Source organism: Caballeronia sp. AZ7_KS35, from assembly GCF_023631045.1.
Lineage (GTDB): Bacteria > Pseudomonadota > Gammaproteobacteria > Burkholderiales > Burkholderiaceae > Caballeronia > Caballeronia zhejiangensis.
Map to the genome: position 1 here is coordinate 123,122 of NZ_JALQDV010000036.1, position 25,098 is coordinate 148,219.

At 63.2% G+C, this 25,098-nt stretch carries 24 protein-coding genes; 17 read left to right on the plus strand and 7 right to left on the minus strand.

Annotation, left to right across the window (positions count from 1 at the left end; translation table 11 throughout):
• Nucleotides 1-27 precede the first annotated feature (27 nt).
• Nucleotides 28-2,427, plus strand: coding sequence for a GNAT family N-acetyltransferase (locus NCT05_RS22540; protein ID WP_250503201.1), 2,400 nt, complete (start codon nucleotides 28-30; stop codon nucleotides 2,425-2,427).
• Here NCT05_RS22540 and NCT05_RS22545 read toward each other — a convergent pair.
• Together NCT05_RS22545 and NCT05_RS22550 are read right to left on the minus strand one after the other, a co-directional pair.
• Nucleotides 2,424-2,969: a hypothetical protein gene (locus NCT05_RS22545; protein ID WP_008354201.1), complete on the minus strand. Its 546-nt coding sequence runs from the start codon at nucleotides 2,967-2,969 to the stop codon at nucleotides 2,424-2,426. The two genes, NCT05_RS22540 and NCT05_RS22545, sit on opposite strands and share 4 nt — an antisense overlap.
• Nucleotides 2,970-3,062: 93 nt before the next feature.
• Entirely contained in the window at nucleotides 3,063-3,860 is a 798-nt protein-coding gene (locus NCT05_RS22550; protein ID WP_372492614.1) for an IclR family transcriptional regulator, read from the minus strand.
• Nucleotides 3,861-4,071: 211 nt separating this feature from the next.
• On the opposite strand from NCT05_RS22550, the gene NCT05_RS22555 reads away from it, so the two are divergent.
• From NCT05_RS22555 to NCT05_RS22580, 6 genes are read left to right on the plus strand one after another with little or no spacing between them, the layout of a single operon-like run.
• The gene (locus NCT05_RS22555; RefSeq protein ID WP_250436304.1) at nucleotides 4,072-4,389 is read left to right on the plus strand and encodes a UxaA family hydrolase; all 318 of its coding nucleotides are present in this window, start codon (nucleotides 4,072-4,074) and stop codon (nucleotides 4,387-4,389) included.
• Nucleotides 4,390-4,397: 8 nt separating this feature from the next.
• Nucleotides 4,398-5,666: a UxaA family hydrolase gene (locus NCT05_RS22560; protein WP_250503202.1), complete on the plus strand. Its 1,269-nt coding sequence runs from the start codon at nucleotides 4,398-4,400 to the stop codon at nucleotides 5,664-5,666.
• Nucleotides 5,667-5,700: 34 nt separating this feature from the next.
• Nucleotides 5,701-6,750, plus strand: coding sequence for an aldo/keto reductase (locus NCT05_RS22565; protein ID WP_250503203.1), 1,050 nt, complete (start codon nucleotides 5,701-5,703; stop codon nucleotides 6,748-6,750).
• Between the two features lie 8 nt (nucleotides 6,751-6,758).
• On the plus strand, nucleotides 6,759-7,604 hold the full coding sequence (locus tag NCT05_RS22570; RefSeq protein WP_175982390.1) for an amidohydrolase family protein: 846 nt from the start codon (nucleotides 6,759-6,761) through the stop codon (nucleotides 7,602-7,604).
• Nucleotides 7,605-7,647: 43 nt separating this feature from the next.
• Nucleotides 7,648-8,391: an SDR family oxidoreductase gene (locus NCT05_RS22575; RefSeq protein WP_008354193.1), complete on the plus strand. Its 744-nt coding sequence runs from the start codon at nucleotides 7,648-7,650 to the stop codon at nucleotides 8,389-8,391.
• Nucleotides 8,392-8,432: 41 nt separating this feature from the next.
• On the plus strand, nucleotides 8,433-9,281 hold the full coding sequence (locus tag NCT05_RS22580; protein WP_175982371.1) for an ureidoglycolate lyase: 849 nt from the start codon (nucleotides 8,433-8,435) through the stop codon (nucleotides 9,279-9,281).
• A gap of 72 nt (nucleotides 9,282-9,353) precedes the next feature.
• Here the strand turns inward: NCT05_RS22580 and NCT05_RS22585 are convergent, their stop codons facing one another.
• A complete protein-coding gene (locus tag NCT05_RS22585; protein WP_008354191.1) occupies nucleotides 9,354-9,794 on the minus strand; it encodes a PaaI family thioesterase in 441 nt (146 codons plus the stop codon).
• Nucleotides 9,795-10,065: 271 nt separating this feature from the next.
• Between NCT05_RS22585 and NCT05_RS22590 the strand changes: the two genes are divergently transcribed.
• Complete coding sequence (locus NCT05_RS22590) at nucleotides 10,066-11,607, plus strand: methyl-accepting chemotaxis protein (protein ID WP_008354190.1); 1,542 nt, start codon at nucleotides 10,066-10,068, stop codon at nucleotides 11,605-11,607.
• A 6-nt stretch (nucleotides 11,608-11,613) separates the two neighbouring features.
• Here the strand turns inward: NCT05_RS22590 and NCT05_RS22595 are convergent, their stop codons facing one another.
• Nucleotides 11,614-12,726 (minus strand): AGE family epimerase/isomerase, encoded by a 1,113-nt coding sequence (locus NCT05_RS22595; protein ID WP_250503204.1) that lies wholly within the window; start codon nucleotides 12,724-12,726, stop codon nucleotides 11,614-11,616.
• 124 nt (nucleotides 12,727-12,850) lie between these two features.
• Between NCT05_RS22595 and NCT05_RS22600 the strand changes: the two genes are divergently transcribed.
• The 7 genes from NCT05_RS22600 to NCT05_RS22630 all read left to right on the plus strand — a co-directional run bounded on the left by NCT05_RS22600 (nucleotide 12,851) and on the right by NCT05_RS22630 (nucleotide 19,674).
• A complete protein-coding gene (locus tag NCT05_RS22600; RefSeq protein ID WP_008354188.1) occupies nucleotides 12,851-13,534 on the plus strand; it encodes an MgtC/SapB family protein in 684 nt (227 codons plus the stop codon).
• A 190-nt stretch (nucleotides 13,535-13,724) separates the two neighbouring features.
• A complete protein-coding gene (locus tag NCT05_RS22605; protein ID WP_250503205.1) occupies nucleotides 13,725-14,702 on the plus strand; it encodes a hypothetical protein in 978 nt (325 codons plus the stop codon).
• A 252-nt stretch (nucleotides 14,703-14,954) separates the two neighbouring features.
• Nucleotides 14,955-15,107 (plus strand): hypothetical protein, encoded by a 153-nt coding sequence (locus NCT05_RS22610; RefSeq protein WP_008354186.1) that lies wholly within the window; start codon nucleotides 14,955-14,957, stop codon nucleotides 15,105-15,107.
• Between the two features lie 455 nt (nucleotides 15,108-15,562).
• Nucleotides 15,563-16,741 carry a quaternary amine ABC transporter ATP-binding protein gene (locus NCT05_RS22615; RefSeq protein WP_008354185.1) on the plus strand — a complete coding sequence of 393 codons (1,179 nt, stop codon included), beginning with the start codon at nucleotides 15,563-15,565 and terminating at the stop codon, nucleotides 16,739-16,741.
• Nucleotides 16,734-17,636, plus strand: coding sequence for a choline ABC transporter permease subunit (choW, locus tag NCT05_RS22620; protein ID WP_008354184.1), 903 nt, complete (start codon nucleotides 16,734-16,736; stop codon nucleotides 17,634-17,636). Before NCT05_RS22615 ends, choW begins: the two co-directional genes overlap by 8 nt.
• 15 nt (nucleotides 17,637-17,651) lie before the next feature.
• Nucleotides 17,652-18,644: a GlxA family transcriptional regulator gene (locus tag NCT05_RS22625; RefSeq protein WP_008354182.1), complete on the plus strand. Its 993-nt coding sequence runs from the start codon at nucleotides 17,652-17,654 to the stop codon at nucleotides 18,642-18,644.
• 94 nt (nucleotides 18,645-18,738) lie between these two features.
• Entirely contained in the window at nucleotides 18,739-19,674 is a 936-nt protein-coding gene (locus NCT05_RS22630; RefSeq protein ID WP_250503206.1) for a choline ABC transporter substrate-binding protein, read from the plus strand.
• A gap of 30 nt (nucleotides 19,675-19,704) precedes the next feature.
• Here the strand turns inward: NCT05_RS22630 and NCT05_RS22635 are convergent, their stop codons facing one another.
• From NCT05_RS22635 to NCT05_RS22645, 3 genes are all read right to left on the minus strand, one after another.
• Nucleotides 19,705-20,469, minus strand: a complete 765-nt coding sequence (locus NCT05_RS22635; RefSeq protein ID WP_008354180.1) for a class II aldolase/adducin family protein — start codon at nucleotides 20,467-20,469, stop codon at nucleotides 19,705-19,707.
• A gap of 49 nt (nucleotides 20,470-20,518) precedes the next feature.
• The gene (locus tag NCT05_RS22640) at nucleotides 20,519-21,607 is read right to left on the minus strand and encodes a GlxA family transcriptional regulator (protein WP_175982375.1); all 1,089 of its coding nucleotides are present in this window, start codon (nucleotides 21,605-21,607) and stop codon (nucleotides 20,519-20,521) included.
• Between the two features lie 137 nt (nucleotides 21,608-21,744).
• On the minus strand, nucleotides 21,745-22,059 hold the full coding sequence (locus NCT05_RS22645) for a hypothetical protein (protein ID WP_033535841.1): 315 nt from the start codon (nucleotides 22,057-22,059) through the stop codon (nucleotides 21,745-21,747).
• 368 nt (nucleotides 22,060-22,427) lie between these two features.
• On the opposite strand from NCT05_RS22645, the gene NCT05_RS22650 reads away from it, so the two are divergent.
• Entirely contained in the window at nucleotides 22,428-23,822 is a 1,395-nt protein-coding gene (locus tag NCT05_RS22650) for an L-serine ammonia-lyase (RefSeq protein ID WP_250440851.1), read from the plus strand.
• A gap of 31 nt (nucleotides 23,823-23,853) precedes the next feature.
• Nucleotides 23,854-25,098, plus strand: a complete 1,245-nt coding sequence (locus NCT05_RS22655; RefSeq protein ID WP_008354176.1) for a sarcosine oxidase subunit beta family protein — start codon at nucleotides 23,854-23,856, stop codon at nucleotides 25,096-25,098.

Below are 25,098 nucleotides of genomic sequence, written 5' to 3' on the forward strand. Positions count from 1 at the left end.
CACAACTGCGCCTACGCCGGAGCCTCCATGACTGTTCGTAACCTGGACACCCTGTTCGCGCCGAAGTCGATCGCTGTCGTGGGCGCTTCCTCGCGTGCGGGCAGCATCGGCGAGATGGTCTGGGCGCGTGTGCAATGCGCTGGCTTCACAGGCTCTCTTTGGCCAGTCAATCCAAAATACGACTCGCTGACCGGCGAAACCGTGTACCGCGACGTCGACGCGTTACCGGAAGCGCCGAACGTTGCCGTGATTTGCACGCGACCGCACACTTGGCCGGACCTCATCGAGCGCCTCGGCCGACGCGGAACGAAAGCCGTCGTGATCGTCGGCGAAGCGAAGCAACGCGGAGAGTCTTCCGCAGCGGACGCCGACGAATGGACCGTTCGTACGCTCGCCGCCGCCCGGCCTTTTCTTGTGCGCGTGATCGGACCTGCCAGTCTCGGCGTCGTCACGCCGGCAATCGGCGCATGTCTCGGCGCGCCCGCATGCAGTGTCAAATCGGGCGGCGTCGCGTGGGTGTCGGGATCGAACGCGCTGACGAACGGCGTACTGGGATGGGCGCGTGCTCGCGGACTCGGCTTCTCGCGAATCGTCGCGCTCGGGGATGAAGCCGACGTCGATTCCGGCGACATCCTCGATTTCCTTGCAAGCGATGCATCGACGCGTGCGATTCTGCTCGCCATCGAAACGGTTCGGTCGGCGCGCAAATTCATGTCCGCCGCGCGCGCCGCCGCGCGAAACAAACCGGTGCTCGTGCTGCGCACGGGTCGCGACGACCCTTTCGACCGCCTCTACGGCGCGGCCTTCCGCCGTGCCGGACTCGTCCGCGTCGATTCGCTCGATGATCTGCTCGATGAGATCGAGACCTTGGGCATCGGCCGCGTCGCGACAAGCGATGTCGCAACTGTCATCACAAGCGACCGCGGCGTCGCAGCACTTGCCCAGGACGCCTTTGGCGCAGCCGGCGACGACCTCGCGCAATGGCCGATCGCCGCGCGCGACGCCGTCGCCGCCGCGCTGCCTCGCGCTCGCGCGGGCAATCCTCTTCTTCTCGGCGACGACGCCACGCCCGCGGATTTCGGCGCGGCGCTCGAAGCGCTCGCATCGCATCGCGAGACCGGCACAGTGTTCGTCGTGCATGCGCCGACGCATAGCGCGCCTGTCGCCGAAGTCGCCCGCACGTTGATTGCCGAGCGACGTCACGCATATCGCGGATTGCTCGCGTGCTTTTTCGGCTGTGTCGATGCCGCCACGCGCGACGAGTTGCACGCGAACGGCATTCCCGTGCACACGACGCCGCATCGGCTGGCGCGCGGTTTTGCCCGGCTCGTCGATTTCCGGCAGGGCCGCGAACTCTTGATGCAAACGCCCGACGGCCTCCCCGCGAATATTCCCGAAGACATCGACGCCGCGCACAACGAGATTCGCACGGCGCTCGCAAACGGCATCGCCGAATTGAATGGCGAACGTGCGGCGCGCGTATTCGCTCGTTTCGGCATCTCGGTGAAACCGGGGCCGCCCGACTCGCTTACGAGCGATGCCGTCGAAATTCAGACGCGCCTGCTCAACCATCGCGTGTTCGGTCCGGTATTCGAATTCAAGGCCGAAGGCGCGCTCGGCCTTGCCGATGCACTTCACGAGTTTGCGTTGCCGCCGCTCAATCCCGTACTTTCGCGCGATCTCGTCATGCGCTCGCCGCGTTCGCGCGAACTGCCCGCCGAGTCGCTGCTCAATGCGCTGACGGCGTTATCGCAACTCGTTTGCTATATCGAAGAAATCGTTGCGCTGCGTCTCACGTTGCGCGTGACGCGCGATTCAGTCGCCGTTCACGAACCGCAACTCACGCTCGGCGCGCATCGCAAGCCGCTGGCGATCGTGCCGTATCCACGCTGCCTCGAAGAGACGCTCGACTGGCGCGGCATGCGCGTCACCGTGAGGCCGATTCGTCCCGAAGACGAAGAAGCGCACGCGGCGTTCGTCGCGGCCAATACCGCCGAGGATTTGCGCCTGCGCTTCTTTGGCGCTGTCCGTAACTTCGATCATTCGCAACTCGCGCGCATGACGCAGATCGACTACGACCGCGAAATGGCGCTGATCGTCACGCGAGCGAACGGTGACGGCACGGGCGAGACGCTCGGTGTCGCGCGCGCGATCGCCGATCCTGACAACGAGACCGCGGAATTCGCCGTCGCCGCGCGCTCGGATATGAAGGGCAGGGGATTGGGCTCGCTGCTGCTGTCGCGCATCATCGACTACGCGAGACAGCGCGGCACCCGCTGGATGGTCGGCGAGGCGTTGCGCGAGAACGCCGGCATGATCGCGCTCGCACGCAACACCGGCTTCGAAGTGACGAAGACCGACGACCCGGGCGTCGTCGGTTTCAGGATGCGGGTGTGCGATGCGCCGTCACAGCCGCGCGGCGATTAAGCCGCGAATTTGGCGAGCGCGTCGTCGATCTGGGCGCGCGACAGCGAAAGCTCGTCGAGCAATGCTTCGGCGTACAAACTGCCCGTTTCCTTTTCGAGGCGCGCGATTGTCAACGCGCATCGCGACGTGTCCTTCAACGTCGCGATGAACGGCTTCACCGATTGCCCCGACGTGAACGCATCGAAGAGCGGCACGCGAATGTCGTCGGGCAGCGCGCGCGACGTCCACTGATACGGCTTGCCGTTGTACGTCAGTTGCGGCGGCAGCGTGCGCTCCTTCTTCGCGGCGGGAATCAGGCCGAATGTACGTGCCGCATCGCCGATCTGCTCGGCCGAAAAAAGCTCGTCGGGCGTGATGTCGAACTGCGCGATATACGTTTCGATCGCCTGCATCGCGGCCGCGCGATCGTCGCGTTTCTTTTGCGCGCGGGCGACAATCTCGCGCAGTTCGTCGGCTTCTTCGGATGTGATCGTGAAGTTCGCCTGTTTTTGCTGCAGTTCGGTGAAGCGGAGGAATTCAGAGTCGGAAAGGAGTTTCGCCATCGGGAATGCGTCGGATTGGATACGGCGGCACGCCATCGCGGCGCGCCGTCTTTTTGAGGGGGCCGCCATTCTAACGCGCGAAGCGTGCGCCATTCAGTCGTGCGTCATCGAAAGCGACGCGGCTGCATTTTTCAGCAAGGACGTGACGTCTTCGATCGACGGCGCCACGTAATCGTCGATGCGCCGCAGGTACGGGCAGGTGAGGGCGGCGATCGCCTGGCCGGACGGCCCGAGCAGCGGATACGTCACGTCCGTCACGCCGAAAGTCTGCTGGCTATCCTTTTGCGAATAGCCCAGTTCGCGAACTTGCCGGTAATCGGCGTCGAGCACGGCGCGATCGACCGCGAGTTCGCCTTTGACCTTCGTATGCTCGGCGAGCATGTGTTCGCGCTGTTCGTCGGTCTGAAACGCGAGCATGACGCGGCCGGAGCCCGTGTCGATCAACCCGACGCGCGAGCCGAGCCGCACTGAAATGCCCCACGTGCCGGGACCGTCCACTTGCGCGATGACGAGCAAATTTCCGCGATCGTAGACGACGAGATGCACGGATTGCTCGGCTGCATCTGCGAATCGCTGCATCGCCGGAAGCGCCTCGGCGATGAGCCGATTCATCGGCGGATGCCGATGCGCGAGCGCATAGAGCTTCAGGCTCAACGAATAACGATCGCCTTCGGGCGAGCGCACGACATACTGCCGCGCGACCAGCCGCTCCAGCATCCGATACATCTCACTCGCGTTGCGCCCGAGCATCTTCGTGATTTCCGCGCGCGTGAGGCCCGACTTCTGTTCCGAAAGCAATTCGAGAATATCGAGCCCTTTATCGAGCGCGGGCGCGCGATAACGATCGGCGTCGTTGTCTTCCACGTCCATGTGCTGTCTGAGTTGGTTCATGACTTCGCGCGAGTTTAAGCCTTCCGTCAGGGAGCGCGATCCCATTCGCATGCGCCGGCTAGGGAAATCACTGATCGATCCGGGTTGCGTCATTGTTGACTTCGACTGGTGCGTCTATGAATATTACGTTCACTGATGAATCGTTGCATCCACGTTTTCCCGCGGCGACTTGCTTTGGACGGTCGGCGCAATCCTCCTTCTGAGATCGACGATGCAAGAAACCACCGACCCGCGCCTGATTCTTCTCAGTCCGGAAGACAACTGCCTGATCGCCGCCGCGCGCCTGCCCGCTGGCGAGACGCTGATGATCGAAGGCGAGTCTGTCACGCTCGCGACGACCATCGAGCTTGCGCACAAGATCGCGCGGCGCGCGTTGTCGAAGGACGAAAAGGTACTGCGTTATGGCGCGATCATCGGCCACGTAAGCGTCGATGTCGCGCGCGGCGAGCATCTGCATACGCACAACCTGGAAAGCGACTACCTACCCACTTACACGCACGACGCCGCACACGCCTACGTGCAGCACTGAACACTTCCATGGACACTTCCGCACTGCAGGGCTATCTCCGGGCGGATGGCCGCAAAGGCATCCGCAATGTCGTCGCGGTGGCGTATCTCGTCGAATGCGCGCATCACGTTGCGCGCGAGATCGTCGCGCACTTCCGTCCATCGTTCGATGATTTCGATTCCTTCGATCCGCAAGTCGAACCGCCCGTGCATCTGATCGGCTTTCCGGGCTGCTATCCCAATAGCTACGCCGAAAAGATGCTGGAGCGCATCTGCACGCATCCGAACGTCGGTGCGGTGCTGTTCGTGTCGCTCGGCTGCGAGAGCATGAACAAGCACTATCTCGCCGATGTCGTGCGCGCGAGCGGCCGTCCCGCCGCCGTGCTCACGATTCAGGAAAAAGGCGGCACGCGCAGCACGATCCAGAACGGTCTCGACTGGGTGCGGGAGGCGCGCGCGACGCTCGCGGCTCAACAGAAAGTGCCGATGGCGCTCGACGAACTGATCGTCGGGACGATCTGCGGCGGCTCGGACGGCACCAGCGGCATCACGGCGAATCCGGCCGTGGGGCGCGCGTTCGATGCTTTCATCGATCAAGGCGCGTCGTGCATCTTCGAGGAAACGGGCGAGTTGGTCGGCTGCGAATTCCACATGAAACGGCGCGCGGCGCGGGCCGAACTGGGCGATGCCATCGTCGAATGCGTGCAAAAGGCCGCGCGCTATTACACGACGATGGGCCACGGCTCGTTCTCGGTCGGCAACGCGGACGGCGGGCTGACGACGCAGGAAGAGAAATCGCTCGGCGCATATTCGAAGAGCGGGGCGTCGCCGATCGTCGGCATCATCAAGCCGGGCGATATTCCGCCGACCGGCGGTCTCTATCTGCTCGATGTCGTGCCCGATGGCGAGCCGCGCTTCGGCTTTCCGAATATCAGCGACAACGCGGAGATCGGCGAGCTGATTGCGTGCGGCTGTCACGTCATTCTCTTCACGACGGGGCGCGGCTCGGTCGTCGGCTCGGCGATATCGCCCGTCATCAAGGTCTGCGCGAATCCGTCGACGTATCGCAATCTGTCCGGCGACATGGACGTCGACGCGGGCCGCATCCTCGAGGGCCGCGCGACGCTCGACGAGGTGTGCCGCGAGATCGTCGGCGTGACCGTTGCGGTGGCGGCGGGCGCGGCGTCGAAGTCGGAGGCGCTCGGGCATCAGGAGTTCATCCTGACTTACAAAACCTTCGAGCCGGTCGGCCCCGCGTGTTTGCCGAGCGCCGCGCGACGCGTTACTGTGGCGGCTTGAGTTTCGCCATCTCTAAATCATTCGGGGTTTGCAGATGACTGCAGAAGCGCAAGAGGCAGTTTCACGTCGACGCAGGATTGGCCGCACGTCGCTGGAAGTCACCGCGTTGTCGCTCGGCACCGCGCCGCTCGGCGGTCTGTATCACGAGCTGACGGAAGACGAGGCGCGCGCGACCGTCGATGCCGCGTGGCAGACGGGCATCCGCTTCTTCGACACGGCGCCGCACTACGGCCACACGAAAGCGGAGCATCGGCTCGGCGATGCATTGCGGCGTTATCCGCGCGGCGATTTCGTGCTGTCGACGAAAGTCGGCCGCCGCTTCGTGCCGCGCACGACGCCCGACGACGGCAGGGAAGGCTGGGCCGCGCCGCTGCCGTTTCAGGCGATTTACGACTACACCTACGACGGCATCCTTCGTTCATTCGAAGACAGTCAGATGCGGCTCGGCATGACCGATATCGATATCGTGCTGATCCACGATATCGGCCGCGTGACGCACGGCGACAAGAACGCGCACTACTGGAAGCAACTGACCGATGCAGGCGGCTTCCGCGCGCTCGAAGAATTGAAGCAATCGCGCGGCGTGAAAGCGGTCGGCCTCGGCGTGAACGAAGGCGCGGCAGTGATGGAAGCGATGGCCGAATTCGACATCGACTGTGCGCTGCTCGCCGGCCGCTACACACTGCTCGAGCAAAACACGCTCGATGATTTATTGCCCGAATGCGAGAAGCGCGGCGTGAGTATTTTGCTGGGTGGCGCGTTCAACTCGGGCATTCTCGCACGTGGTCTCGATGCCAACGCGCATGGCGATCTCAAGTTCAATTACGGCGATGCGCCGAAGGACGTCGTCGAGCGCGTCGGCAAGCTGGAACGCGTATGTCGCGCGCATGGCGTTGCGCTGTCGACGGCGGCCATCCAGTTTCCTTATGCGCATAAAGTTGTGGCCACGGTTCTGATGGGCGCGCGCACGCCGGACGAAGTGCGCGAGAATGCTGCATCGTTCGCGACGCCGGTTCCGTCCGCGCTGTGGGACGCGTTGCGCGCGGAAGGTCTGCTTCATGCGAATGCACCGGTGCCGCGATGACATCGAATGTGAACATCGACGCGCATCAACACTATTGGGATCCCGCGCGCGGCGACTATGGCTGGCTCACGCCCGACATGAAGCCGCTGTATCGCGTGTTCGGTCCCGACGATCTCGCGCCGCTGCGCAAGGCGGCCGGCGTTCAGAAAACGGTTGTCGTGCAGGCCGCGCCGACGGTCGACGAAACGCGCTATCTGCTCGATCTCGCGCGCAGCGACGATTCGATCGCGGGCGTCGTCGGCTGGGTGCCGCTCGATTCGGCCGATGCCGCGGCGATCATCGACGAACTCGCGCGCGAGCCGAAGTTCAAGGCCGTGCGCCCGATGCTTCAGGACTTGCCCGACGATACGTGGATCGAGCACGCGCCGCGCAAGGACGCGATCGAGCGTCTGATCGATCTCGATCTCGCCTTCGACGCGCTGATCTTCGCGCGGCATGTGCCGTCGCTCGTGAAGTTCGTCGAGCGATATCCAGAACTAAGAATCGTCGTCGATCATGGCGCGAAGCCGCCGATCCGCGACGGCATCGACGTGGGCTGGCAACCGTGGGCCGATGGCATCGCGCAACTCGCGAAACTGCCGCAAAAGCTGCATTGCAAATTGTCCGGACTCGCGACCGAAGCGAACCCGAACTGGACCGACGAAACGCTGAAACCCTACGTCGCGCATCTGCTCGAACATTTCGGATATGCACGGCTGATGTGGGGTAGCGACTGGCCCGTGCTCGACATGAATGGCAGCTACGCGGCGTGGCACGACACGGCGCGCAATCTCACGTCACATCTCGAAAAGGCGCAGCAGGACGCGATTTTCGGCGCGAACGCCCGCGCCTTCTATCGCCTAAGAAACGGCTGATATACCCGGCATGTCTCAAAAACACTTCCGACTGGAGCAGTAGATGGTACAAAGACTGGCAGGCAAGACCGCGCTGATCACGGCGGCGGGGCAAGGCATCGGGCTCGCGACCGCCGAACTGTTCGCGGCACAGGGCGCGCGCGTGATCGCCACCGACATCCGCACGGAATCGCTCGAAGGCAAGCCCTTCGAAGCGCGCAAGCTCGATGTGCGCGACCCGCAGGCGATCAACGCGCTGGCCGGCGAGATCGGCGCGATCGACGTGCTCTTCAACTGCGCGGGCTATGTGCACGCCGGCTCGATTCTGGAGGCGAGCGAGGAAGACTGGGACTTCGCCTTCGATCTGAACGCGAAGGCGATGTATCGGACGATTCGCGCGTTCCTGCCGAAGATGCTGGAAAAAGGCGGCGGCTCGATCATCAACATGTCGTCGGCGGCGTCGAGCGTGAAGGGCGTGCCGAACCGCTTCGTGTACGGCGCGTCGAAGGCGGCGGTGATCGGCCTCACGAAATCCGTCGCCGCCGATTTCGTCACGCGCGGCATTCGCTGCAACGCGATCTGTCCGGGCACGGTGGAATCGCCGTCGCTCAAGGACCGCATCGCGGAGCAGGCGAAGGCGCAGGGCGCGAGCGTCGATCAGGTGCAGGCCGCGTTCGTCGCGCGCCAGCCGATGGGACGCGTCGGCCGCGCCGAAGAAATCGCGGCGCTCGCGCTTTATCTCGGCTCGGACGAATCGTCGTTCACGACGGGACAGATTCACATCATCGACGGCGGCTGGTCGAACTGACCGACCGCTCACGTTATTTGGAACCAGGAGGATCACATCAGATGAAGCTGCTTCGTTACGGCCCCAAGGGTCAGGAAAAACCGGGTCTCTTGGACGCCGAAGGCCAGATTCGCGACTTGTCGAAGGTCGTCGATGACATCGCCGGCGCGACGCTGACCGAAGCGGGCCTGGCCAAATTGCGCGCGACCGATCCGGCGACGCTGCCGGTCGTCGACGGCAATCCGCGCATCGGACCGTGCGTGGGGCGCGTCGGCAAGTTCGTGTGCATCGGCCTGAACTACGCGGATCACGCCGCCGAATCGAATCTGCCGGTGCCGACCGAGCCGGTCATCTTCAACAAATGGACGAGCGCGATCTGCGGCCCGAACGACGACGTCGAAATCCCGCGCAACTCGGTGAAGACCGATTGGGAAGTCGAGCTCGGCGTGGTCATCGGCAAGGAAGCGAAGTATGTCGATGAAGCCAACGCGCTCGATTACGTCGCGGGCTATTGCGTGATCAACGACGTTTCCGAGCGCGAATGGCAGCTCGAACACGGCACGCAATGGGACAAGGGCAAGGGCTTCGACACGTTCGGCCCGATCGGTCCGTGGCTCGTCACGAAGGACGAAGTCGCGGATCCGCAGAAGCTCGATCTGTGGCTCGAAGTCGACGGCAAACGCTATCAGAACGGCAACACGAAGACCATGGTCTTCACGGTCGCGCAACTGGTCGCGTATCTGTCGAAGGTGATGAGCCTGCAGCCGGGCGATGTCATCTCGACGGGCACGCCGCCGGGCGTCGGCATGGGCGTGAAGCCGAACCCGGTCTTCCTGAAGGCCGGCCAGACGATGAAGCTCGGCATTCAGGGTCTCGGCGAGCAGACGCAGAAGACCGTCGCGGCGCAGTAATCGGCCCGCAGCAACGACAAAAAACCTCGCCGCGGCGAGGTTTTTCGTTTCGGACGACGGGATTCGAAAAGTTCAGGCGTGATAGACGGGTTCCGCCGCAACGCCTTCGGAGATGCGCGTGATCGTGCCCTGCGCGACCGCGACGAGCCGCTCGGCGCCGCCATCGGTGACGAACACGTCGCACTGGCAGGTTGCCTGCGTCATGCCGGCATGGACGACGCGAGCACGCGCCATCAGCGTTCCGGAGACGGCCGGGCGCAGATAGTTGATCTTGTATTCGCCGGTGACGACCTTCGGCCCGAGCCGCAGCGCGCCCGCGAAGGTCAGGGCGTTGTCCACGAGATAACTCACCACCCCGCCGTGTACGAAGCCGTGTTGTTGCCTTAGCTCGTCCCTGATCGTCAGACACAGCGTGAGACTCGCTGAATCGACCTGCATCAGTTTTGTTCCGAGCAAGGCGCTGAACGGTTGCGCATTCAGCGCACCGCGCGCGATATCGACAATTTCGGCCATTCGGACACTCCTTGGGTGGGTTCGGTGCCGTCCTGCAAAGACAATAGGAAGCGATCGCGCGCACTGCAAGGAAGTCACGCAAAAATTGTGCAATGGTGCGTTTCGGGCGGCACGCGCGCTCTCCGATGACGATTCGCCGAAGCGGCGCGTTCCCTGCATTCGCATAGACAAGCCGTTGCGGCAAACGATTCAAGCTTTGTCGCCCGACTGCCGTAAACCCGCAGTGTCCCCGCATCGGCGGGCCTTAATTCGGAAAGTGTGGGTGCTAGTGATGTTCGGAAAGATCAAGGTTTCATCGGGTTTGCTCGCAGTTCTGGTGGTGTTCTGTCTCTTTCAACTGGTGACCGAAGGGCTCGGTTTCTGGTCCCTGTCGCGCACGCATGACGATGTCGGCAGTCTGTCCAACATCGCGCTCAAGCAGGTCAACGCGGTCAACAAGACCACCCAGCATCTGATGGATGCGCGCATCAACCTGTCGCGCGCGGGCACGCGCATGGTGCGCGGCGGAAGCGAGCCGACGGAAATCGTCCAGCACGCGCGCGAGCAGATCGCGGCGGCGGACAAGTCGTTCACGGCGTTCCTGAACGCGCCGAAGACCGGCGATGAAAACACGGCGCGCATGAGCGCGCTGCAGGCCAAATACGCGGAGTATTCGAAGGCGCTGAGCGAGCTCGTGCAGTATCTCGACGCGGGCAATCTCCAGGCGTTCCTCGACCAGCCGACGCAAGGCTTCCAGGATCGCTATCTCGCGGAACAGCAGAAGTTCGTCGATTTCGGCGATGAAGCGGGCCGCGGCTATCTGTCGTCGATCGACACGCGCTACGCGTGGTTCCGCGCGGTCGGCATCGCGATTCTGGTGACGCTGGTCGCGGGCATCGCGCTCGTGCACGTCGCGCTGCGCCGTGCCGTGATCGAGCCGCTGGAACAAGCGGGCCGCCATTTCGAGCGCATCGCGAACGGCCGTCTCGACGAGCGTATCGAAGATCGCGGCACGAACGAAATCGGCCGTCTGTTCGCGGGCCTCGCGACGATGCAGGCAAGCGTCGCGAACACGGTGAAAACGGTGCGCGCAACGTCGGATTCGATCAACCTCGGCGCCGATGAAATCGCGAGTGGCAACGCGGATTTGTCCGCGCGCACGGAGAATCAGGCGGCGTCGCTCGAAGAAACCGCATCGAGCATGGAAGAGCTGACCGCGACGGTGCGCCAGAACGCCGAGCACGCGCGCGAGGCCAACACGCTCGCGGGCGAAGCGCTCAACGCGACGTCGCGCGGCGCGAGCGTGGTCGACGATGTCGTCGAGAAGATGCGTGGCATTGCGTCGAGCTCGGACAAGATCGCGGAAATCATCTCGGTCATCGACGGCATCGCGTTCCAGACCAACATCCTCGCGTTGAACGCGGCTGTCGAAGCGGCGCGCGCGGGCGAGCAGGGCCGTGGATTCGCGGTCGTCGCGGGCGAAGTGCGCGGTCTCGCGCAGCGTTCGGCGCAATCGGCGAAGGAAATCAAGGAACTGATCGGCGAGTCGGTCGCGCAAGTGAGCGACGGCTCGGTGCTCGTCGAGCGCGCGGGCACGGCGATGCGCGAAGTGTCGGCGTCGATTTCACGCGTCACGCAGATGATGGCGGAGATCAGTGCGTCGTCGCTCGAGCAGAGCGTGGGCATCGAGCAAGTGAATCAGGCGGTCACGCAGATGGACGAGATGACGCAGCAGAACGCGGCGCTCGTCGAGCAGGCTGCGGCTGCCGCGTCGTCGCTGCATGAGCAGACGCGGCAACTGAAGGCTGCGGTTTCGGTGTTTCAGCTCGTCTGAGTTCGCTTAAAGAGGCAAGGCCGCGTACGACGTCGCGAGGTGATACGGCGTCGTCGACGGCATCTCGGCGCGGCTGATCTCGCCCGTCGCCGAGCGGCATTCCACCCAGCCGGTTTCGTGCAGGAAGCGCGCGCGAAACCGCTCGATTTGCGGACCGACGGCGTCGCCGCGCGTCGCCAGCGCGCGCAGATATTCCGTCTGCGCCCAGATGCGCTGCGTCCCGTCGATCACGCGCCCGGTTTCGTCGATGGCGGCATGAACGCCGCCCGTCTGCTCGTCCACGCCGTGCCGCTGCGCGAAGTCGAACGCGCGCGCGAGCCGTTCGTTCAGCCCCGCCGCTTCGAATGCGGCGTGACCGCTGCCCAGCGCCAGAAAATACCACTCGAACTGATGGCCCGGCTCCAGCCGGTTGCCCGCCGTGCCCATCGGCAATTCGGCGATCGAGCCGCTCGGCTCGTGCACGAACGCATCCGCGACGGATTTCGCGAGCTGCGCGAGACGCTTGTCGTAGGCGGGCTCGCCGGTCGCTTCGCGCGCCGCGAGCCACGCTTCGGCGAGATGCATCAGCGGATTTTGCAGCGGCGTCTCGATGGTCGCGCCGAAATCCTCGGCAAGCACCGCGTTCAGCAGATCGCCGCCGCTCGAAAAGCGCGCCTCGACGAGCCGCGACGTTTCATCGAGCAGCGTGAAAGCATCGGCGGAACCGCTTTTCTTCGCGTAATGCGCGCACGCGAAAACGACGAACGCATGGGTGTAGAGATCCTTTTGACGCTCCAGCGGCGCGCCGCTCGCGTCCACGCTGTAGAACCATCCGCCGTTGCGTTTGTCCTGAAAATAGTGACGTAGCGATTCGAACAGCGTCGCGGCGTGCGCGAGATCGCCGGCTTCCGAGAACACGAAGAGCTGGCGCGCGCAGGCCATCGCCCGATAGCGCTTCGGCGCCAGCGGCGCGTGATCCCCCGGCGCGACGGCTTCATAGGCGAGGCCGAGCGCCGCGTTGAAGCCCGGACCGCGCCAGATGGGCAGCACGATGTTCGCGTAATGCGCGCGCAATGGCGCGGCGGATTCCGGGTTCGCCGATTGCATCGCCGGCGATGCGTTTGGTTGCTGATCCTGCATAGGACGACTCTTATTGTTTCGGGGGATGCGCGGCCGTGAGGCGCCTACGCAACGGGAAAGGATAGCAAAACCGGCCCGCAGCGCGACGCATTCGCGGGCGACTCACCGAGAGGAGGACGAGAACATGATAGGAAATATCGAACTCGTGTCGCGGCTCATGATGGCCGCGGCGCTCGGCAGCGTGATCGGCTTCGAGCGCGAGCGGCTTTCGTGGGCGGCGGGACTGCGCACGCACATGCTCGTGTGCGTCGGCTCGGCGCTCATCATGATCGTGTCGGCTTACGGTTTCGAGGATGCGCTGAAGTACGACCACGTCGTGCTCGATCCGTCGCGGGTCGCGGCGCAGGTCGTGTCGGGCATCGGCTTTCTCGGCGCGGGCTCGATTCTGCTGCGCGGCGAGATCGTGCGCGGCCTGACGACCGCGGCGAGCCTCTGGTCGGTCGCGGCCATTGGCCTCGCGGTCGGCGGCGGGCTCTATACGGCGTCGATCGCGGCGACGGCGATCATCCTCATCATTCTGGCGGGGATCAAGCCGCTCGAACGCCGCTTCATCAGCGTGAAGCAGCGCCGTCAACTGACGATGCTCGTCGATCGCGGCGCGCTCAGTTTTCATGCGCTGCACGAGGCGCTCGGGCCCGGCAGCGTGCGCGTGAAGCAGTTCGTCGTGCAGCAAAGCGATGATTCGCCCGATCTCGACGAGGTGCGAGTCGAACTGTCGCGTGCATCTGCGGTGGAATATCGCGCGATTTGCGATCGTTTGCGTCAACTCGACGTCGTGCGCGAGTTTCGTGAGGACGATGCCGCCTGAAATCGCCTTCGGGATGCGGGTTTGCACGCGCAGCCATGCGACAATGCGGCCTCTCGAAATAATCGCCGATGCGCCGGTGCGCCTTGCACGCCGGTTCGGGCAGCCGCCTTTCGAACCTATGTCAGATTCCGCAGTAAAGAGAGACGCCGACGCCTCGTCCCGCCGCCGGCGCGCAACGCAAAAGCATGAGATGCGGGCGCCGCAGACCAGCGCCGACACGGAAAAGAAACTCGCTCGCGCCGCACGTTCCGCGCAGCGTCTCGCACAACTGAGCGAAGGCGCGCGTGCGGGCGAAACGCTCGATCTGTTCGCCGAAGACGCCGAGCGCGCGCAACTTCAGGCGATGAACACCGATATCCGCCAAGGCACGTTCGAAGGTTTCGAACTGCCGGAGGTGTTTCTCGCGGCCGTGCAATCGAATGGCGGGAACGCGCCGGAATCCGTCGTCGGGAAACGGGCGGCGCGTGGCGGCGTGACATCGGTTGCGCCGGAGCAGGGCCTCTTCGGGGACGATTTGCCTCAAATCGATGCGCCGCCGCCGGACGCGAGCCAACCAGCCGCGAGAACCGGCGCGATGGCCGCGGTGACGACGCGATCGGCGAGCATCAGCACGTCGGTTGCGCCGGAGAATGCGGCGCCATCGCTCGGCGCGCTCGCTTCAGCGCTCATCGCCCGCGATCGCGGGGCTCGCGGCGACCGCAACGAAGCGGCGCCGTTCGCGCAGCCCGGCATCCGCGATGCCGCCGCGCCCGAACTCGACCGCGCCCGCGCCACGGCGTTCGCGGACACCATCGACGCGCTCTATGCGGTGATCGCGGAGCAGCGGACTTCGACGGCCGCCCACGCGCGCCGCATGAAGACGATGCTGACGATCATCGTCTGCGTGGTGCTCGTCACGGTGGCGACGGGCATCGCGCAAACCGCTGTACTGCTGCGCATGAACCACGATAGCAAGCTGCAGCAGGACCGCACCGAGCAACTGATGCTCAACCAGCAGGCGACGCTCGCGTCGCTCTTCGATACCGATTCCGCCAATATCAGCGTGCGCCGTCCTCCCGACCTGACGGACGCATCACCGGTTCGGCCGATCAGCGCCGCGACGCCCGATCCCGCGCCGAAAAAGCACACGCGTCACGCGCACCATCGCGCCACTTCCTCGGCGCACTGATTCGCGCTGTCAGATTCGCGCGACACGCCGTTCTGCGGCGGCGTGTCGCGCAGCCGCTCGTCGTCGGATCGGAACGCCGTCGTACAGGCCTGGCAGATCCGTCCCCGTTTCGAGAAGACGGCAAACCGGTAAAAATGTAGAAAAACTACCAAATTTCTTGCCACGAAATGTTGCATTGCACTAGAAATCGGTTAGGGACAACCCTATAATCCTCTCTAAGGGAAAACCCTCTGTAACTAACCGGAGTCAGTCATGAGCTACCTCTTCGCCCTGCTGCAAAAATTTGCTTCGATGTTCGAATCGGCCCACCTGCCGATGGACAAAGACTACTCGTATCAAGCGCGTTTCCGTGAATCCGAGCGTCAGCGCAAGGCGCGCGGCACGGCTTTCGGCTTCCGCCTGTAATGCGCAGCTGACGGCGGCGCGGGAAACACAACACCAGCAACTTACGACGGCACGAGCCGTACGACCCGCCCGCCAGTTTTCCGTTTTATGTAGTTTTTCTAGCAATTCCACATCGCTTCGGCTTCGTGCCGGACGCATCCTTCTTCGCGCTTCCTGCGCGACGCCAGTCTTTTCTTTCTTTCGTATTGCTGACGCGCGGTTCGCAAGCCGCCTGCATCGCAAAAAGGCTTCGCGACTTGTTCATGCGCGACATGCCGAAAATCGCAAGATCGTTCGCTGCGCTTCCCGCAAACCCTTATCCAGCAAGGATTCGATCGACCGCTGGCACTTTCGCGCTTATTCCGGTGTCGTATTTCCACATGTGGTTGTCGCAAATAGTCGGCTGATGTGACTTTTTTCTGGCAACTATGTATGCACAGCGCGGACGCACGTCCGCACACGCCAGGAGATATTCGATGAATTCCCCCAAGGTGGTAGTCGAAGGACTGTGCAAGGTTTTCGGCAACAGTCCCAAACAGGCGCTGGACATGCTGGCCGGTGGTGCGACGAAGGAAGAGGTTTTCAAGCGCACCGGACAGATCGTCGGCGTCCATAACGTCTCCTTTGACGTCAAGGAAGGTGAGATTTTCGTGCTCATGGGCCTTTCCGGCTCGGGCAAATCCACGCTGATCCGGCTCATCAACCGGCTGGTCGAGCCGACGGCGGGCAAGGTGCTGATCGATGGCCGCGACGTGGCCGCCGTGCCGCGCTCCGAACTCACGTCCCTGCGGCGCAAGGACATGAGCATGGTGTTTCAGTCCTTCGCGCTGATGCCGCAGCGCACGGTTCTTTCCAACGCCGCATTCGGCCTCGAGGTCGCGGGCGTCGGCAAGAAGGAGCGCGAAGCGCGCGCCATGACCGTGCTGGAGCAGGTCGGCCTGGCTCCGTTCGCCCAAAAGTTACCTGCGCAACTATCGGGCGGCATGCAGCAGCGCGTGGGTCTCGCCCGCGCGCTTGCCGTGAATCCTTCGCTGATGATCATGGACGAAGCGTTCTCCGCGCTCGATCCGCTGAAGCGCAAGGAAATGCAGAACGTGCTGCTCGATCTGCAACGCGAGCAGCGCCGCACGATCCTGTTCGTGTCGCACGATCTCGAAGAGGCGATGCGCATCGGCACGCGCATCGCGATCATGGAAGGCGGCCGCGTGGTGCAGATCGGCACGCCGCAGGAAATCATCACGAATCCCGCGGACGACTACGTGGAAGCGTTCTTCGAAGGCATCGACACGAGCCGCTATCTCACGGCCGGCGATCTGATGCAGACCGACGACGTGCCGCTCATCAAACATTCGCCGCAAATCGACGCATCGAGTGTCGCGGCGACGCTCAACGGCAGCGCCGACTACGCGTTCGTGCTCGACGCCGAGCGCCGCATCCGCGGTTTCGTCGGACGTGATGCGAACGGCAACGCCGCGCCGCGCATCAATCCGATCGAATGCATCGAGCGTCACGTCGCGCTCGACGAGGTCGTGAATCGCGTGGTCGCAAGTCCCGCCCCGCTGCCGGTCGTCGAAGCGGACGGTTCGTACTGCGGTTCGATCAACAAGACCAATGTCCTGAAGGTCCTTACGCACCATCGAGGTTCCCATGTCTGAAATCATCCCGCTTGGCAGTTGGGTGGACCACGGCGTCCACTATCTCCTCGATCACGACGCTAAGACCTTCGACTCCATCGGCAAGGTCATCGAAACATTCGCTGCGGCCGTCGAGCACGGCCTGCAGGCCATTCCGATGTGGGCGCTCATGGCGATCTTCGTCGGCATCGGCTTGTGGCGAGTGGGCTGGCGATTCGCCGTGTTCGTCCTCGCGTCGCTGTTGCTGATCTACGCGACGAACTTCTGGGATCAGATGGTCATCACGCTCGGCCTCACGCTGTCCTCGACGTTCATCAGCTTGCTGCTCGGCATTCCGCTCGGCATCTGGACGTCGAAGAGCAAGTACGTCGAAATGGGCGTGCGCCCGGTGCTCGATCTGATGCAGACGATGCCCGCCTTCGTCTACCTGATTCCGGCCGCGATGCTGTTCGGTCTCGGCCGCGTGCCGGGAATTCTCGCAACCGTCATCTTCGCGATGCCGCCGGCCGTGCGCCTCACCGCGCTCGGCATCAAGCAGGTGAATCGCGAGATCGTCGAAGCCGGCCAGGCATTCGGCTGCACGCCGTTCCAGCTGCTCTACAAGGTGCAGATTCCGAACGCGCTGCCGTCGATCATGACCGGCGTGAACCAGACGATCATGATGGCGCTGTCGATGGTCATCATCGCGTCGATGGTCGGCGCGGGCGGTCTCGGCAACGACGTGCTCGCATCGATTCAGCGTCTGGATATCGGGCTTGGTTTCGAGAGCGGCTTGTCGGTGGTGTTGCTGGCGATCATCCTCGACCGCATCACCGAGAGCTTCGGACGAGCGCCCGGCATGGCACGCGCCCCGCTCTTCGCCGGTCTGAAGAGCGTGATGAAAGTGCGCCGCGAGCCGGCGGCGCAACAAGGCTAACAAGGCACACGACCCATGAAGCGCGACGCGATCGTTCCGGCGGGTACCGAATCACCGTTGTCCAGTCTTTCGCGCTTCGGCTTTCTCACGCTGCCGAACTTCTCGATGATCGCGTTCACGAGCGCGGTCGAGGTGCTGCGCATGGCCAATTACGTCGGCCGCGCGCAGCACTACAGCTGGTCGATCATCACGCCGGACGGCGAGCCCGCGCGTGCGAGCAACGGCATCACCATCAAGCCGACGATGACGCTCGACGAAGCCGGCATGCCCGACGTGCTGATCGTCTGCGCGGGCTGGCATGTCGCCGATTATGTCGACGACAAGGTGATCGGTCTTCTGCAGCGCGCGCATGAAGCGGGCATTCCGCTCGGCGGAATCTGCACCGGGCCGTATGCGCTGCTCGCGGCGAAACTGCTCGATGGTTATCGCTGCACGCTGCACTGGGAAGACATGTCGCCGGTCAACAAGCGCTTTCCGCATGTGCGCTTCGCCGACGAGCTCTTCGTGATCGACCGCGACCGCCTGACGTGCACGGGCGGCACCGCGCCGCTCGACCTGATGCTCAATCTCGTCGGCATGCGGCTCGGGCAGGCGCATGCGGCGCAGGTGTCGGAGCAGTTCATCGTCGAGCGTATTCGCGGATCGACGGATTATCAGCACATTCCCGTCGATGCGCGCGTCGGCTTCTCGCGTGCGGAACTCGTCGAAGTGGTGCGGCTGATGGAGGCGAACATCGAAGAGCCGTTGTCGCTCGAAGAACTCGCGCGGCTCGTGCATCTGTCGCAGCGGCATTTGCAGCGCATGTTCAAGATGTTCCTCAACGTATCGCCGACGCATTACTACCTGACGTTGCGATTGCGTCGCGCACGCGAACTGTTGCGCAACACCGATGCGTCGATCGCGCGCGTGACGAGCATCTGCGGCTTCCATTCGCCGTGTCACTTCAGCAAGGCGTATCGCGCGCAGTTCGGACATGCGCCGAGCGTCGAGCGGCGATTATCGGCCTGACTTTTTCTTTTTCTTTTTTGGCCGCGCGGGCTTGGTATGAAAGCCTCGCGTGCGGGCCGCGTCATGCCTTGAAAATAACTTCGGAGAGAGATCGATGAAACGATTGTGGATCGCGGCAGCTTTGCTATCTGGTTTGGCGGGAGCGTATGCAGCCGAGCCTGCCGCGTGCAGGAACGTGCGCTTTGCGGATGTCGGCTGGACGGATATCGCCGCGACCACCGGACTTGCATCGACCGTTCTTCAGGGCTTGGGCTACAACCCGACGAAGACGATCGCGTCCGTGCCGATCACGTTCGCGGGCGTGAAGAGCAAGCAGATCGACGTGTTCCTCGGTTACTGGTCGCCGACGATGGACCCGATGATCGATTCGTTCAGGAAAGCGAATCAAGTGAAGGTCTTGCCGACGCCGAACTTGACGGGCGCGAAGTACACGCTCGCGGTGCCGGATTATGCGTATCAGGCGGGCATCAAGAACTTCAACGACATCGCGAAGAACTACGACAAGCTCGACGGCAAGATCTACGGCATCGAACCGGGCAACGACGGCAATGCGCTCATCAAGAAGATGATCGACAACAACCTGTACGGGCTCGGCAAGTTCAAGCTCGTGGAATCGAGCGAGGCGGGCATGCTCGTGGAAGTGAATCGCGCGATTCGCGACAAGAAGCCGATCGTGTTCCTCGGCTGGGAGCCGCATCCGATGAACGTGCAGATGAAGATCGACTATCTCGCGGGCGGCGACGATGTCTTCGGCCCGAACTATGGCGAAGCAAAAGTGCTGACCGTCACGCCGACGGATTACGACACGCGCTGTCCGAATGTCGCGAAGCTCGTGTCCAACCTGCAGTTCACGACGGATATCGAGAACCACGTGATGCTGCCGATCATGAACAAGACGAATGCGAACAAGGCGGCGCGCGAATGGCTGAAGGCGAATCCGGCGGTGCTCGATAAATGGCTTGCGGGCGTAAAGACGTTCGACGGGAAGGATGGGTTGCCGGCAGTGAAGGCGTATGTCGCCGGCAACTGAAAACTGACGCAGTGATTCAACGAAGGCGCGTCAGGTCCGATAATCCGGCTTCGCGCCTTCGATCATTCTCAACGCCGCTTGCCACTGCAACGCCATGATTCCATCGGCTTCATCGCGCCGATATTGCTCTGCAGTCAACTCGCAAACCCTCTGCGACGGCAGATTCAATTCCGCATTGCCCGCCAGCGCGCGAATCTGAATCTCGCAAGCGCGTTCAAGAAAGTACATTTCCTGGAACGCTTCCGGAATGGACTTTCCGCACGACAATAACCCGTGATTCTTCAGGATCATCGCGTTATGCGAGCCGAGATCGTTGACGAGGCGATCGCGCTCCGCGAGGTCCAGCGCAATGCCTTCATAGTCGTGATACGCGATATGTCCGTAATACTTCAACGCATGCTGACTGATCGGCAATAAGCCCTGCTTTTGCGCCGATACCGCCGCGCCCGCCGCCGTATGCGTATGCACGACGCAAAACACATCGGGCCGTGCCATGTGAATCGCGGAGTGAATCGTGAAGCCCGCCGGATTCACGAGATATCGCGCGGGATCATCGCGTGCGCCCGCTTCGACCGGCCGCCCTTCATGATCGATCTTCACGAGATCCGATGCGCGCATCTCGTCGAAAAGCACGCCATAACGGTTGATCAGAAAGTGATGATCGGTGCCCGGCACGCGCGCGCTGATGTGCGTGAAGATCATGTCGGTCCAGCGAAAATGCCCGATCACGCGATACAGCGCCGCCAGATCGCAGCGCACTTTCCATTCTTCCTGCGAGTATCCGTGAGTCTCCATGCCGTTCCTCCTTGGTTTGATGAGCCGCGGAAAACGTATTCAGATCCTGCTAGATTGCCTGCGCGCGGCCCGGGAAAGTTTCGTCGTAGTCCATTGCGTGATTTGCATCCGGCGCATCCGGCGCGCCGCCCTGCTCGCGATACATCATCGGCGGCAGGCCGAATTGCTTGCGGAATTCGCGGCCCAGATGCGATGCGTCGGAAAAGCCGCAACTCGATGCGATATCGGCGACGGTCTTGTCCGAACTCGTCAGCAGCCACGCCGCCGTGCGCAGCCGCACCTGCTTCGCATACGCCTGCGGCGCCTTGCCCGTCTCCGCCTTGAATAACCGTTCGAGTTGCCGCGTCGAAAGATCGAGCTTGTGCGCGAGTTCATCGAGCGTAAGCGAACGGCCGACGTGCTGCTCCATCAGCAGGATCGCACGTTTTACTTTCGGATGCGTCGCGGGCGCGAGACCCGGCGGATGCGGCTGCGGCGCGTTGCCCTTCTGCATGTCATCGACGAGCAGGATGCGCAGCGCCTTTTGCACCGTCGCCGTTTCGAAGTGACGCAGCAGAATGGCGGCGGCGACATCGATCGATGCGCGCCCGCCCGAACACGTAATGCGCCTTCTGTCGATGACAAAGAGCCGGTCCGCGACGAGCGATTGCTCATCCGCGTGCGGGAATCGCTCGACGAAGTCCCAATAATGAAACCAGCTCACGCAGATGCGATGGCCTTCGAGCACGCCCGCGCGCATCAGCGAGAACACGCCGGTGCACATGCCGACGAGCGTTGCATTTGAGGCAGCCGCGCGGCGGATGAACTGCAGCGTCGCATCGCTCGTCGCGGGGCCGGAATGCAGCAGGCCGCCGACCACGACGACGTAATCGAAAGGCTCGGCCTGATCGTAGGTTTCCCACGGCGTGATCTGTATGCCGCAACTCGCGCGAACGGGCGCGAGCGTCTCGCCGATCACGCTCCACGAGCAGCGCACCGGTCGGCTGAAATCGCCTTCATCGGCGGAAAGGCGCAGCAGATCGACGAAACCGGAGAACGCGGTCAGCGTGAAATTCGGCAGCAGGATGATGCCGAAGCGGATGCGCGATTTCGATTGACCGTCGACAGACGACGGCGGAAGAGATTCTGCGGCGTTCATGCGGGAGACATGCGGCTGGACGTTATCCAGCGAGCATATCACTCGGCCGCGAGCATCGGGCGTGCGTCAGAAATGGAACGCGGCCGGCGTCGTGTGACGCCGGCCGCGCAAATAACCATGAATCGAAGCGGTGCGCTTCAGCCGCCGAGCACCGCGAAGCCCCAGGCGAAAGCGCCGCCGATGAGCGCGCCCGCCGCGCGGCCGAGCACGCTCGCGATCGTGTAATCGGCCCAACGCTGTTCGACTTCGGCCTTCAACACGCCGAAGTAGCGCAGGGCGGGATCGATCGAGCAGAGCAGCATCAGCGCGATCCAGACGGGCACCTGACGCGTGAGCACGCGATCGACGGCGAGCAGATCGACTGCCTGAAGCGTGCCGACGACAGCCACGCTGATAAGGAAAGCGAGAATCCAGGATTTGAAGAACTGGTCGGGTAAGGCGTGAGTTTCCATCAATGCGAACCGGATAAGCAAGAAAAGGCGGAAAGGACGAGTGATCCGAAACCTATAGGCGTGGCTCACCTCAAGACCTAGGGAATATACCGATGCCTGTCGGCGCGACGCTTCGGACCAGTCTCAAAAATGCTGGATGTGCAACGAAGATGCGCAAAAACGCGCCGGGCGCGAAATGCTCTGTTACGCGCCGTCGCGCTTGCGTCGCCGGGCCTGAAATCATCGGAAAACCGACGTCGTCCACGCGCGAAAAACGGCGCTGACGCCGCGATCCCATTTCGATGGCGTTTTTGTTCTATCGGGTCTTTTCTGGGTTTGGTGCAATGAGCGCCATACCGGAACATCTCGCCAACCCAAGGGACACGCCAATGAACGTCAGCGTCTTCGATCTGTTCAAGATCGGCATCGGACCGTCGAGTTCGCATACCGTCGGGCCGATGATCGCGGCGTGCCGCTTCGCGTCGCATATCGAAGACGCCAATCTGCTCGCCTTCGTCACGCGCGTGCGCGCCGAGCTGTTCGGCTCGCTCGGCGCGACCGGCAAAGGCCACGGCACCGACAAGGCCGTGTTGCTCGGCCTCGAAGGGAATCTGCCCGATCTCATCGATCCGGACGTCATCGCGCCGCGTCTCGCGGAAATCCGCGCGACGAAGCGCCTGAAGCTGCTCGGCAAGCACGATGTGATGTTCGAGGAGCGCGAGCATATCGGCTTCTATCGCAAGCTGATGCCGGGCGCGCCGGGATCGAGCATCGTGCATCCGAACGGCATGCGCTTTCAGGCGTTCGACGAGAACGGCCAGCTTCTCGTCGAGAAGGAGTATTACTCGGTCGGCGGCGGCTTCGTCGTGAATCGCGAAGGCGATCGCGTGAACGGCTTGCGCGCGGCCAATACGGTGCCGTACCCGTTTCGCACCGGCGACGATCTCATGCGCGTCTGTCGGGAGACAGGTCTGTCTATCGCCGACGTGACCATGCAAAACGAATGCGCGAATCGCAGCGAATCCGAAGTCCGCGAAGGCATGCTCGCGGTGTGGCGCGTGATGGCCGCGTGCGTGGAGCGCGGCTGCAAGGAGCGCGGCGAGCTGCCCGGTCCGATGCAAGTCAAGCGCCGCGCCGCCGATCTGTCCGCGTCGCTGCGGTCGCGCTCGGAAGAGTCGCTGCGCGACCCGCTGTCGATGCTCGACTGGGTCAATCTCTATGCGATGGCCGTCAACGAAGAGAACGCGGCGGGCGGCCGCGTCGTCACCGCGCCGACCAATGGCGCGGCCGGCGTGATTCCCGCCGTGCTGCATTACTACGTGAAGTTCATGCACGGCTCGAACGATGACGGCATCGTGCGCTTCCTTCTGACAGCCGCGGCCATCGGCATCATCTACAAGGAAACGGCGTCGATCTCGGGCGCGGAAGTGGGTTGCCAGGGCGAAGTCGGCGTCGCCTGTTCGATGGCCGCCGCCGCGCTCGCCGCCGTCATGGGCGGCACGCCCGCGCAAGTCGAAAACGCCGCGGAAATCGGCATGGAACACAACCTCGGCATGACGTGCGACCCCGTTGGCGGCCTCGTGCAGATTCCGTGCATCGAGCGCAATGCGATGGGCGCGATCAAGGCGATCAACGCCGCGCGCATGGCGATGAAGGGCGACGGCAAGCATTACGTGTCGCTCGATTCGGTCATCAAGACGATGCGCGAAACCGGCGCGGACATGAAGACGAAATACAAGGAGACGTCGCGCGGTGGCCTCGCCGTGAACGTCATCGAATGCTGAATTCAGGACCCCACGAAGGAAGAGAAACACCATGAGCCGCTATTCCATCTTCAGCCTCTTACGCAACGGCATGTCGTATCACGAGAACTGGGAGCGCCAGTGGCGAAGTCCCGAGCCGAAGCGCGAGTACGACGTGGTGATCGTCGGCGGTGGCGGTCATGGTCTCGCGACCGCGTATTACCTCGCGAAGGAGCACGGCATCACGAACGTCGCGATTCTCGAGAAGGGCTGGATCGGCGGCGGCAATACCGCGCGCAACACGACCATCGTGCGCTCGAACTATCTGTGGGATGAATCGGCGGCGTTGTACGAAAAAGCGATGAAGCTGTGGGAGGGCCTCTCGCAAGACCTCAACTACAACGTGATGTTCTCGCAGCGCGGGGTGATGAATCTCGCGCATACGCTGCAGGACGTGCGCGATACCGAGCGCCGCGTGAACGCGAACCGTCTCAACGGCGTCGATGCCGAGTTCCTCACGCCGCAGCAGATCAAGGAAATCGAGCCGACGATCAATCTCAACAGCCGCTATCCGGTGCTGGGCGCGTCGATTCAGCGTCGCGGCGGCGTCGCGCGTCACGATGCGGTCGCGTGGGGCTTCGCGCGCGGCGCGGATCGCGCGGGCGTCGACATCATCCAGAACTGCCAGGTCGTGGGCATTCGCCGCGACGGCAGTCAGGTGACGGGCGTCGATACGACGAAGGGCTTCATCAAGGCGAAGAAGGTCGCGGTCGTCACGGCGGGCAACACGACGACGCTCGCCGACATGGCCGGCGTGCGCCTGCCGCTCGAAAGCCATCCGTTGCAGGCGCTCGTGTCGGAGCCGATCAAGCCGGTCGTGAACACGGTCGTGATGTCGAACGCGGTGCATGCGTACATCAGCCAGTCCGACAAGGGCGATCTCGTGATCGGCGCGGGCGTCGATCAATACACGGGCTTCGGTCAGCGCGGCAGCTTTCACATCATCGAAGGCACGCTGGAAGCGATCGTCGAGATGTTCCCCGTGTTCTCGCGCGTGCGGATGAATCGTCAGTGGGGCGGCATCGTCGACGTATCGCCGGATGCGTGCCCGATCATCTCCAAGACCGACGTGAAGGGTCTGTACTTCAACTGCGGATGGGGCACGGGCGGCTTCAAGGCGACGCCGGGTTCGGGCTGGGCCTACGCGCACACGATCGCGAAGGACGAGCCGCATCCGCTGAACGCGCCGTTCTCGCTGGATCGTTTCTATACCGGTCATCTGATCGACGAACACGGCGCGGCTGCCGTGGCCCACTAA